Origin of the sequence: Streptomyces sp. NPDC001027 (genome assembly GCF_040299045.1) — a bacterium.
GTDB lineage: Bacteria > Actinomycetota > Actinomycetes > Streptomycetales > Streptomycetaceae > Streptomyces.
This window is the reverse complement of sequence record NZ_JBEPBI010000260.1, coordinates 1-10,679: the sequence shown is the minus strand read 5'-3', so window position 1 is coordinate 10,679 and position 10,679 is coordinate 1. Positions and strand designations below refer to the sequence as shown.

At 72.6% G+C, this 10,679-nt stretch carries 10 protein-coding genes; 8 read left to right on the top strand and 2 right to left on the bottom strand.

Annotated features, from left to right (window positions below):
* The first annotated feature begins 144 nt into the window (after nucleotides 1-144).
* The 8 genes from ABT300_RS36975 to ABT300_RS36940 all read left to right on the top strand — a co-directional run bounded on the left by ABT300_RS36975 (nucleotide 145) and on the right by ABT300_RS36940 (nucleotide 8,589).
* Nucleotides 145-1,083 carry a transporter substrate-binding domain-containing protein gene (locus ABT300_RS36975; RefSeq protein WP_351685527.1) on the top strand — a complete coding sequence of 313 codons (939 nt, stop codon included), beginning with the start codon at nucleotides 145-147 and terminating at the stop codon, nucleotides 1,081-1,083.
* A 35-nt stretch (nucleotides 1,084-1,118) separates the two neighbouring features.
* Entirely contained in the window at nucleotides 1,119-2,120 is a 1,002-nt protein-coding gene (locus ABT300_RS36970) for a DMT family transporter (protein ID WP_351685524.1), read from the top strand.
* Complete coding sequence (locus ABT300_RS36965; RefSeq protein WP_351685521.1) at nucleotides 2,117-3,160, top strand: aspartate-semialdehyde dehydrogenase; 1,044 nt, start codon at nucleotides 2,117-2,119, stop codon at nucleotides 3,158-3,160. Before ABT300_RS36970 ends, ABT300_RS36965 begins: the two co-directional genes overlap by 4 nt.
* Before the next feature lie 38 nt (nucleotides 3,161-3,198).
* Complete coding sequence (locus ABT300_RS36960) at nucleotides 3,199-4,296, top strand: amino acid kinase family protein (protein WP_351685518.1); 1,098 nt, start codon at nucleotides 3,199-3,201, stop codon at nucleotides 4,294-4,296.
* Between the two features lie 5 nt (nucleotides 4,297-4,301).
* Nucleotides 4,302-5,342: a TauD/TfdA family dioxygenase gene (locus ABT300_RS36955; RefSeq protein WP_351685515.1), complete on the top strand. Its 1,041-nt coding sequence runs from the start codon at nucleotides 4,302-4,304 to the stop codon at nucleotides 5,340-5,342.
* 329 nt (nucleotides 5,343-5,671) lie between these two features.
* On the top strand, nucleotides 5,672-7,072 hold the full coding sequence (gene leuC, locus ABT300_RS36950; protein WP_351685530.1) for a 3-isopropylmalate dehydratase large subunit: 1,401 nt from the start codon (nucleotides 5,672-5,674) through the stop codon (nucleotides 7,070-7,072).
* Nucleotides 7,073-7,087: 15 nt separating this feature from the next.
* Nucleotides 7,088-7,696, top strand: coding sequence for a 3-isopropylmalate dehydratase small subunit (leuD, locus tag ABT300_RS36945; RefSeq protein WP_351685512.1), 609 nt, complete (start codon nucleotides 7,088-7,090; stop codon nucleotides 7,694-7,696).
* Nucleotides 7,693-8,589 carry a LysR family transcriptional regulator gene (locus tag ABT300_RS36940; protein WP_351685509.1) on the top strand — a complete coding sequence of 299 codons (897 nt, stop codon included), beginning with the start codon at nucleotides 7,693-7,695 and terminating at the stop codon, nucleotides 8,587-8,589. Before leuD ends, ABT300_RS36940 begins: the two co-directional genes overlap by 4 nt.
* A gap of 46 nt (nucleotides 8,590-8,635) precedes the next feature.
* On the opposite strand, the gene ABT300_RS36935 is transcribed toward ABT300_RS36940, so the two are convergent.
* Together ABT300_RS36935 and ABT300_RS36930 are read right to left on the bottom strand one after the other, a co-directional pair.
* The gene (locus ABT300_RS36935) at nucleotides 8,636-9,046 is read right to left on the bottom strand and encodes a cupin domain-containing protein (protein WP_351685503.1); all 411 of its coding nucleotides are present in this window, start codon (nucleotides 9,044-9,046) and stop codon (nucleotides 8,636-8,638) included.
* A 63-nt stretch (nucleotides 9,047-9,109) separates the two neighbouring features.
* Nucleotides 9,110-10,679, bottom strand: a 1,570-nt coding sequence (locus tag ABT300_RS36930; protein WP_502978070.1) for an FAD/NAD(P)-binding protein, incomplete at its 5' end; no start/stop codon positions are given.

Genomic DNA, 10,679 nt, shown 5'->3' with positions numbered 1-10,679 from the left:
GACGGGACGTGTCGTGACGCCGCCCACGGGTGGCGCCGCCCCGGTCCGCCTGCCCTCTTCGGCTCTTCGCCGTGTCCGTCGGCTGCGGATCGGCGCCTTCGACAGTCCCGCCCACGGTGTCCTTTCTCGTCCGAGGAGCGTCCTGTGACCTTCACTCCCACTCTTGACGCGGTACGGCAGCGCGGGGCCCTGCGCGCCGTGGTGAGCCGCGGTATCCGCGGACTGTCGCTGCGCGGTGCGGACGGCCGCTGGCGCGGACTGGACACCGATGTCGCCCGGGCCGTGGCCGCAGCCGCCGTGGGTGACGGTGAGGCGGTCGAGTGGGCGCCCTCCGATCCCGCGGACCGGTTGTCGCGGCTCGCGGGCGGCGAGGCCGAACTGACCGTCGCCAACGTCAGCTGGACGCTGGGCCGCGAGGCGTCTCTGCCGGTGCTGTTCACCGGTGTCACCTGCTACGACGGCGAGGGCTTCCTCGTCCCCGCCGACAGTGACGTGACCAGGCCCGAGCAGCTGACGGGACGGCGGGTGGCCGTGCAGGCGGGCACGACCAGCGCGGCCAACCTGGCGGCCTGGTTCGGCGGACGGGGTATGGCCGTCGAGCCGGTCGCCCATGCGACGCCGGCCGAGACGCTCGCGGCGTACGCGGCCGGTGAGTGCGCCGCCTACGTCCTGGACCGGGTGGCCCTGGCCGGGGAGCGGGCCTCGCTCGACGACCCGGCGGCGCACCGCATCCTCGACGAGGCCATCTCCCGCGAGCCGATGGCGGCCGCCGTGCGCGACGGCGATCCGGCGTGGTTCCGGCTGTGCCGATGGGTGCTGCACCTGCTCGTCTCCGCCGAGCAGCACGTCGTCGAGGTGGGTGAGCGGGACAAGGCGCTGGCGCAGGCCGCCGAGACGGCGGGCGCCCACGGGCCCGCGGTCGGCCTCGACCACGAGTGGGCGTTCCGGGTACTGGCCGCCGTCGGCACCTACGCGGACGTGTACGACCGCAACCTCGGGCCGGCCACGGGTCTGGCCGTGCCGCGAGGGCTCAACGAACTGTTCACGCGAGGCGGTCTGCACTACGCCGTCCCGCTCCACTGACCCGCATCCCCTCCCCCTTGGAAAGGCATCCCACCATGAGTACTGACACCCGGCCGGCGAACACGGAGACGAAGGGAGCGATCGAGCTGACTCTCGCGATGGTGCTCTCGGGCACCCTCGGCGTCTTCGTCATCGAGTCCGGCGCGTCTCCTTTCAACGTGGTCTTCTTCCGCTGCCTGTTCGGCACGGCCACGCTCGGCCTCTACTGCCTGGCGCGCGGCTTCTTCAGGAACCACGGCTTCACCCCGAAGAAGCTGGGCCTGGCCGCGCTCGGCGGTGTCTTCATCGTCTTCAACTGGGCGTTCCTCTTCGAGTCCTACGAGGACACCTCCATCTCCGTGGCGACCGTCGTCTATCACACGCAGCCGTTCTACGTGATGCTGCTGGGCGCCGTGCTGTTCCGGGACAAGCTCACGGCGGCGAAGTTCGGCTGGCTCGGGGTCGCGTTCGTCGGTCTGATCCTGGTGGCGGGGGTGTCCGCGTCCGATCTGACCGGCAGCGGGGACAGCGCCTATCTGGAGGGCCTCGGATACGCGCTGCTGGCCGCCGTGTTCTACGGGATCTCGACGGTCGTCACCAAGCGGGTCACCGGGGTGCGGCCGCATCTGGTCGCGCTGGTGCAGCTGGTGCTGGGCGTCTTCCTGCTGCTGCCGTTCACCCAGCTGGGCGAGATGAAGGGGCTCGGCGGCGACTGGGGCTGGCTGGTGGGCCTCGGAGTGATCCACACCTGCGTGATGTACGTCCTGATGTACTCCGCGTACCAGAAGCTGCCGACCCCGAAGATCGCCGTTCTGGCGTTCGTGTACCCGGCGGTCGCCATGCTCATGGACTGGGCGGTGTACGGACACAGCGTGACTCTGCTGCAGGCCCTGGGCATCCCGCTCATCGTGGCGGCGAGCCTGGGCGTCAACCTCGGCTGGTCCTTCACCGGGCGCCGGTCGCCCGCCGCACCCGTCGCGCCCGTCGAGGAGCCCGCACCGGCCGCCGGCGCGGCCGCCGCGTCCAAGACCGAGATCACGACCGGAGGCACCCGATGACCCTCGTGACAGACCCCACGGCCCCGCGGATCGCGATCGTCGGCGCCACCGGCGCCGTGGGCAACACCCTGATCGAGCTGATCGAGCGACGGGGTCTGCGCTATCGCGACATCCGGTTGGCGGCGTCGGCGCGCTCGGCCGGCACGGAGCTGAGCGTGGACGGCGTGAGCCACCCGGTGCACGCGGTGGAGGAGTTCGACTTCACCGGCGTCGACCTGGCCTTCTTCTCCGCCGGCACCGAGGCCAGCGAGCAGTGGGTGCCCAAGGCCACTGCGGCCGGCGCCGTGGTCATCGACAACACGATCGCCTTCCGCATGGACCCGGACACCCCGCTGGTGGTCCCCCAGGTCAACGCGCACGAGCTGGACGCCCGTCCGAAGTCGGGTGTGATCGCCAATCCGAACTGCTCGACGATTCCGCTGGTGCGCCTGCTGGACGGCGTCGAACGGCGGTACGGCGTACGCCAGGCCGTGGTCAGCACGTACCAGGCGGCTTCGGGGCTCGGGCACCCCGGTGTCGAGGAACTGAGGGAGGCCAGCCGGGCGACGCTGGACCGCCCTGAGGAGGTGTATCCCGGCAAGGAGTTCTCGCCGTCGCTCGCCTTCAACGTCATTCCCAAGATCGACCGTTTCCTGGACTCCGGTTTCACCCTGGAGGAGCAGAAGATGCTCCAGGAGTCCCGCAAGATCCTCGGCCTGCCCCATCTGGACGTGACCACCACCTGTGTGCGGGTGCCGGTCGTCAACGGCCACTCGGAGGCCGTGTGGATCGAGACGCAGGGGGTCGTGGACCGGGCCGAACTGGTGGAGCTGCTCGCCGCGCTGCCCGAGGTGACGGTGCACGACCGCCGGTCGACGCACGAGTTCCCCACCCCCGCCACGATCGACGACCCCTATCGGGTGCACGTCGGCCGGGTCCGGGTGAACCCGAACAACCCGCGCGCCTTCTGGCTGTGGCTGGTCGCCGACAACCTCACCATCGGCGCGGCGCTCAACGCGATCCAGATCGCCGAGGAGCTCATAGCCCGGGGGACCCTGTGACGCGACCGCCGCTGGACCCGTCCCCACGTCCGCCGGCGGTGGTGAAATTCGGGGGTTCCAGCTTCCGGACGCTGGCGGCGTACGGGCAACTCGCCGAGGCGCTGTCCCGTCGGGTCGAGGAGGAGAACACCCGTCTGGTGGTCGTGGTGAGCGGCCAGCCGGGAGAGACCGAGCAGTTCCGGGATCGTCTGAGCAAGGTGAACCCGCATCCCGAGGACGAGACCGTCGCGGGCCTGCTGACGCTCGCGGACACGGTGGGCGCGCAGCTGCTGGCGACGGCCCTGCACCGGGAGGGCCGTACCTCGACGGTGCTGGCGGGGCACCAGTTGGGGCTCACCACCGACTCCTCGTTCATGTGGGCCCGTCTGGAGCACACCGATCCGGAGCCGTTGCGCTCGGCCGTGCGTGAGCACGACGTGGTGGTGGTGCCGGGCGGCCAGGCCGCCGACAAGGAGGGCCGGCCGACCTGGCTGGGCAAGAACAGTTCGGATCTGTCCGCGGTGGCCGTCGCGGCGGCGGTCGGTTCGCCGCGCTGCGAGATCCACTCGGACGTCGACGGCATCTACAGCTGCGACCCGCATCTGGTCACCGGGTCGCGGCTGCTGGGCGAGGTCTCGTACAACACGGCGGCGCTGATGTCGTTGTACGGCGCGAAGGTGCTCCATCGGCGGGCGGTGCGGTTGGCGCAGCGCAACCGCATCGAGATCGTCTGCCGCTACAACAGGCCGCCGTTCCCGGCCGGTTCGGTCATCGGCAGCGCCGGCTCCTCGGTGGCGGCCGTGGTGCTCAACCAGCGTTCGGCGGCTCTGCGTTACGCGACGGAGGAGCTGGCCGACCGCGCGTACACGGCCTTCCACGGCGCCAACATCGACGTCGTACGACTGACGTCGGGGCCGCTGGTCGCTGTCACCGGGGGGTTCGTGGACCTTCCGGAGTTCCAGCGGCGCAACGGTCTGGCGCCCGGCGAGTACGCGGGGGTGCCGGTGACCGCGGTGCGCGGCAGCCAGGTGGTGACCCAGCTGGCGGCCGACGAGGAGGACGCGCTGCATCTGTCGCAGCGTCTGCACGACCACGTCAACCGTCCCGGCGCGGGCGCGGATCCGAACGCGCCGCTGCTCGAGCTGCAGGGAGTGTGAACCCCATGACCGTCACCACCGACCACAGTGCGCCCGCACCGGCCGGCGTCGCCGCGCCGACCTTCGGTGAGATCGCCCTCCCCGACGCGGTGCGCGACGCGCTCGGCGAACAGCTGCGCGGCCTGCCGGATCCGAACGTCGACATCGACCGCTCGTCCACGCGGCTGCTGCAGGTCTTCGCCACGCTGCCGACCGAACTGCTGCAGCAGGTACTGGACTTCGGCCGACACATCGACACCCCCGGCGTCAGCCTCGTCAGCAACCTTCCGGTGGACCCGGTGATGCCGGACACGCCGTCCGACGGCGGACCCAGCGCCCAGAAGCGGTCGTTCGTCGCCGAGGGGGTGCTGCTCGGGCTGAGCGGTCTGCTCGGCGAGCCGATGGGGGTGCTCACGGAGAAGGCGGGGCAGCTGATCCACGACGTCATCCCCGTCGCGGGGGGCTCACGAACCCAGACGAACCAGGGTTCGGAGGTCTTCCTCAACTTCCACAGCGACATCATGCACGACGTGATCGGCCGTTACGACGTCGCCAACCCCGACTTCCTGGTGCTGTCCTGCCTGCGCGCCGACCACGAGGGCATCGCCGGCACCTACTACGCCGACGCCCGCGACGTGTCGGCCGCGCTCCCGCCCGGGGTCCTGGAGACACTGCGCAGTCCGCTGTTCCGGCTCAACGCCCCGGGCAGCTACGTCCGGGACGTCGCCGGCGGTCTGGAGGTGCTGTCGGAGCCGGTGCCGCTGATCAGCGGCCACACCGACTATCCCGAGATCGCCGTCTCCGCCAACGGGGTGCACCCGCTGACCAGCGGCGCCCGGGCCGCGATGGACACCCTTCAGGCGGTGTGCGGCGAGGTCGCTCACCAGGTGCGGCTGCGCCCCGGGCAGGCCTTGTTGATCAACAACCGCAAGGGGGTGCACGCGCGGTCCACGTTCACCGCCCGCTACGACGGCAGGGACCGCTGGCTGCAGCGGACGTATGTGCGCCGCAGCCTGTGGAACGTGCGCTACCGGGTCACCGAGGACAACCGCCGGGTCCACTACTGACCGGCCGTCCCGGCCGGGACCGCCCCGCGCCACCGCGCAGATCCGGTGGCGCGCCGGGCCCCGTGGAGCCCCGTGTCACGTCGAGCGACCCTCGGCGCGGCACGGGGCTCTCGTCTGCCCGGCTCCGCCGTCGGGCTGCCGGGACCTGTCCGCCCGTCCCCCGCCCCGTCCGCCGCCCGCCGGGCGGCCCGGGCAGGAGTCCGCGTGCGGACGTCGGATGGCCCGGACCGGTCAGGCCTCTCATGGCCAGTCGCAGACCCGTGCCCGTGGGGTCCACGCGTTCGATGATCGACGTGTGGGCAGCGGTCCGCAGCGACGTGAGGGAGACCATGGGCAGGACACTGGCGCAGAAGACGTGGGACGCCCATGTCGTGCGGCGTTCCGGTGGCGGCGACGATCTGATGTACATCGATCTGCAGCTGCTGCACGAGGTGAACACGCCCCAGGCGTTCGACCGGCTGCGCGCGGCGGGACGCACCGTGCGCCGCCCGGACCTGACGGTGGGCACCGAGGACCACAACACGCCGACGCTGGCGCTGGACCGGGTCATCGAGGACCGTGAGGGCCGCCGGCAGGCGGAGCTGATGCGTGCCAACTGCGCCGAGTTCGGGATTGCACTGCACCGCTTCGGGGGCCGGGACCAGGGCATCGTGCACGTCATCGCGCCCGAACTCGGTCTGGTGCGGCCGGGGATGACGATCGTGTGCTGCGACTCGCACACCACCACGCTCGGCGCTTTCGGCGCGCTGGCGTTCGGCATCGGGTCGAGTCAGGTGGAACACGTGCTGGCCACCCAGACGCTGCCGATGCGGCCGCTCAAGCAGATGTCGGTGACGGTGGACGGTCTCCTGCCGGCGGGAGTGAGTGCCAAGGACCTGGTGCTCGCGCTGATCGCCGACGTGGGCACGGCGGGCGGGCAGGGGCACGTCGTCGAGTACCGCGGCGAGGGGGTGCGGGCGCTCTCGATGGAAGCACGGATGACGTTGTGCAACATGTCGGTGGAGGCCGGATCGCGGGCCGGGACGGTCGCGCCGGACGAGACGACCTTCGCCTACCTCGCCCGCTGCCCGGGGATGCCGCACGGCGCCGACTGGGAGCGCGAGGTCGCGTACTGGCGCTCGCTCGCCGGTGACGCCGACGCCGTCTTCGACAGGTACGTCACCGTGGACGCGCGCACCCTGAGTCCGTTCGTGTCGTGGGGCACCAATCCCGCGCAGAGCGTCCCGCTGGACGGACGGGTGCCCTCGCCGGCCGACTTCGCGCCGGGCGCCCAGCGCGACGCGGCGCGACGGGCGCTGACCTACATGGGTCTCGAGCCGGGCACGGCGCTGCGGGACGTCGCCGTGGACACCGTGTTCCTCGGGTCGTGCACCAACGGCCGTATAGAGGACCTGCGGGCCGCCGCTGAAGTCCTGCGGGGCCGGAAGGTGGCCGACGGCCTGCACATGATGATCGTGCCCGGGTCCGCGCGGGTGCGGCGGCAGGCCGTCGAGGAGGGCCTGGACCGGGTGTTCGCGGAGGCGGGCGCCGACTTCCGGGCGGGCGCGGGCTGTTCGATGTGCGCGGCGCTCAACGAGGACCGGCTGCTGCCGGGGCAGCGCGCCGCCTCCACCAACAACCGCAACTTCGAGGGCCGGCAGGGCCGTGGCTCGCGCACGCACATCGTGTCGCCGGCGGTGGCCGCGGCCACCGCGGTCACCGGACGCCTGTCCTCCCCCGCCGACCTGTGAGACGAAGGGCCCGTCATGGAGAAGTTCACCGTGCACACCGGTACGGCCGTCCCGTTGCGCCGCACCGACGTCGACACCGACCAGATCATCCCCGTCCGGTTCTGCGCGAGCACCCGCCGCACCGGGCACGCGGACGCGCTGTTCGCCGACTGGCGGGCCGAGCCCGGCTTCGTCCTGGACCGGGCCGAGCGGGCGGGCGCCAGCGTTCTGGTGGCCGGTCAGGACTTCGGGACGGGCTCGTCGCGCGAGTACGCGGTGTGGGCCTTGCAGGACTTCGGGTTCCGGGCCGTCGTCGCCCCTCGCTTCGGTGACATCTTCCGCGGCAACGCGCTGATGAACGGACTGCTGACGGTCGTCGTGCCGGCTCGGACGGTGGAGCGCTTGTGGGAGCTGACGGAGAGCGATCCGCGGGTGGCGGTCACCGTGGACCTGGAGCGCCGGGAGGTGCGGTGCGCCGGTCTCGTCCAGGCCTTCGACGTCGACCCGGAGGCACGGCGCAGGCTGCTGGGCGGCCTGGACGCCATCGCCGACACCCTGCGGCACGAGGCGGACATCGCCCGCTACGAGGCCGGACGCCGGCCGGCGCTGCCGGTGACGCGCCCCGCGGCGACGGCGGCGTCGTGAAGCTCAACCAGTGCGCCGCGTTCGTCGCGATCGCCGACATCGGAACCTTCACCAACGCCGCGCGTGCGCTGGGCGTCAGTCAGTCGGCCGTCAGTCACGCGATCGCCGGCCTGGAGAGCGAGCTGGGGGTGACGCTGATGGTACGGGACCGGTCCGGCGTGGAACTCACCGATGCCGGACGGCGTGCCCTGGAGCCCGCGCGGGCCGTGGTGGCGCAGGCGGACCGGGTACGGCGGGCGGCGCGCGGCACGGACGCCGAACCCGAGGGCACCCTGCGGATCGGCACCAGCCAGAGCTTCGCGGCACGACTGTTGCCGGCGCTGATGTCGGAGCTGCGCATACGGTACCCCCGGCTGCGGATCGAGCTGCGCGAGGGCGGCGACGCGCAGATCGCCCAGTGGCTGCGCGCGCGGGGCGTCGATCTGGGCATCGTGTCGCTGCCCAAGCGGGGCCTGGCCACGGCACCGCTGCTGCAGGACGAGATGTTCGCGGTGCTGCCGGAGCGTCATCCGCTGGCTCCCCGGCCCGAGTTGCGCATCGCCGAGCTGGCCGGGGACCCGTTTCTGATGCCGGTCGGAGGGGTCGAGGCGATGGTGCGCGCGGCGTTCCGCACGGCCGGGCTCGAGCCCGAGGTGACCCATCACGTGCGGGACGTCAACGCGCTGCTCGCGATGGTCGCCGCCGGGCTCGGCACGACGGTCGTTCCCTGGCTGGCCCTGCCGCCTGCACTGCCGCAGGTGCGGCTGGTGCCGCTGTCGCCGGCGGTGGTGCGGCATCTGGGCATCGGCACGCGTCCGGGCGTCGACGAGTCCGCGGTGGTGGGGGCCTTCGTGCACGCGGCGCGGTCCCTGGCGCTGCGCAGTGACTGGAGGAGGCTTCCCGTTGCCGGGTAGCCGGGGTGCGCGCGGGCCGTGGGGGCCGGGGTCGCCGGGCGGGGGGTCAGGTCACGAGGCGGGTCGGCGCGTGCCGGACGCCGAGCACCGTGCAGCCGGTCTCGGTGCTGACCCGGTGGACGCTCCCGGGCCGCTCGATGACGAGGTCGCCGGCGCGGTAGCAGTCGCCGTTGTCGTTGAGGAGCTCCCCTTCCAGGACGAGGATCATCTCGTGTCCGAGGTGTTCGTGCAGGTCGCCATGGGCGCCGGGGGCCATGCGGGTGATCATCGCGGCGCCCGGTTCGGCGCCGTCGGTCAGATAGAGGCGGTGCACGTCGACGCCGACGCGACCGGGTTCCTCCCAGTGCTCCCAGGGCAGGGCGTCCAGCCCTACGGGGTCGAAGACGTCGCGCAGGACGGTCACTTCGCGGTTCTGGGGCGAGGCGGCGGGGACGGCGGAACGGGTGACGACGGACATCGGTTTGCTCTCTCTTCCGTGGTGGGGGCGGGAGGTGGGGCGGGGGCGTTCGTGCCGTGCGCGTCAGGCGGCCGGGGCCGGGAGCGGCGGCGTGGACGCCGGCGCCGTGACGCCGACGCCCGAAGGGATGTCGTCCGCGGCGATGACGTCCGAAGCGATGACGTCCGTGGTGATGACGTCCGAAGCGATGACGTGCGCGGCGAGGACGTCCGCGGCGACGGCGTCCGCGTTCTGGACGAAGTCCGTCCAGAAGCCGGGCCTGCTGCTGCCGCCCTGCATGAACCAGCGGGTGTGCTCGGTGGGGATGCCGAGGACGTACAGACCGCGGTCGGGCCGGCCGCTCCGGTCCACGGGGTGGAAGGGCGCGCCCGTGACGGCGACGCCGCCGGTGTCGAAGCGGTCGCCGTCCGCGCCGTGGTTGACGTACGACGTCCAGATGCCCTGTTCGCGCAGGCTGCGGGTGAGGGGGTGGGGGTCGAGGCGCACGTCGGGGGTGGGGACGCGGGCGTCGATGACGGTGTCCACGAGGATCTCGGAGCCGCTCACGTAGGGCGAGCGGACGCCGAAGCGTCCCGAGGGGTGCGGGCGGATGCGGGTGTGGGGGCCCACGACGCGCAGCACCCCGCGGCGCAGCAGGGCGTCGACCTGTCGCAGCCGCGTGCGTGGGGGCCCGGCGGCGAGGAAGGAGCTGCGGGGGACGTACCAGCCGAGGAACTCCTCGCGGTGCGAGGCGGGGGTCAGGCCCGCGAAGTCGACGACGGAGCGGATCACGGCGCGGGAGTCGCGGATGACGTCCAGGGCGGCCTTGAGCGGGTCGTCGACGTTGCCGGCGTCGGCGTGCGCCAGATCGTCGGCCAGCGCGTCGGTCAGCGCCCGGGTGAACTCCTCGGGGTCGGCGAAGTGCCGGCCGGCGAAGGGGCGGGCCTGGACGTCCAGGTCGATGCGGGGCACGTCGCGGAGGCCGTGTCCGGCGGCGACGGCGAGGACGTCGGGGACGCCGCTCTCGGCGGCGGCGATGACCTCCGCCTGGAACGCGGCCGCCTTCCCCGGCTCCCCGCGGGCGGTCAACGTCGTCGCGTAGTAGACGAGTTCGACCTCGGCGAGCAGCCAGGGCAGGGCGTCGTCGGCGAAGGAGAGCGCGCCGTGGCGGCCGCGGGCCAGCACCCGCTCGGTGGTGAACAGCACGTGGCGGTGGCGGTGGTCGTGGTGCTTCTGGTTGCGGCCGCGGGCGGGCAGCGGCATCCCGCTGCGGGAGCCGGCCACGATGACGGGTTCGCTGCCGCCGGGCCGGTAGACGAGCCGGTCCCCGTCCTCGTCGTAGTGTCCGCCGCGGCCCTCGGTGAGGGCGGCCATCACGTCGTAGAAGGACAGGCCGAGTCCGAGGACGCCGACCGCCGAGCCGGCGGGTATCTCGTCCAGGGGCATGTCCGCGGCGCTGTCGCCCGCGATGTGGCGCAGGCCGGGACGGTCGGCGGCGTGGGCGGCGAGGAGCCGCTGCTCGCCGGTGAGTTCGGGGCGGGTGTGTCCGGTGGTCAGCACGACGCGGTCGGCGGTGAGGCGGTCCCCGCCCCGGAGGGTGAGCCGGTAGGCGTCGCCGGCGCGCTCCAGCGCTTCCACGCAGCCGTGGACGGGG

What these genes read in the sequence shown, in the direction of transcription:
- leuC (WP_351685530.1), top strand. Translation starts at nt 5,672, where the DNA reads ATGGGCAGGACACTGGCGCAGAAGACGTGGGACGCCCATGTCGTGCGG.
- ABT300_RS36955 (WP_351685515.1), top strand. Translation starts at nt 4,302, where the DNA reads ATGACCGTCACCACCGACCACAGTGCGCCCGCACCGGCCGGCGTCGCC.
- ABT300_RS36965 (WP_351685521.1), top strand. Translation starts at nt 2,117, where the DNA reads ATGACCCTCGTGACAGACCCCACGGCCCCGCGGATCGCGATCGTCGGC.
- ABT300_RS36935 (WP_351685503.1), bottom strand. Translation starts at nt 9,046, where the DNA reads ATGTCCGTCGTCACCCGTTCCGCCGTCCCCGCCGCCTCGCCCCAGAAC.
- leuD (WP_351685512.1), top strand. Translation starts at nt 7,088, where the DNA reads ATGGAGAAGTTCACCGTGCACACCGGTACGGCCGTCCCGTTGCGCCGC.
- ABT300_RS36970 (WP_351685524.1), top strand. Translation starts at nt 1,119, where the DNA reads ATGAGTACTGACACCCGGCCGGCGAACACGGAGACGAAGGGAGCGATC.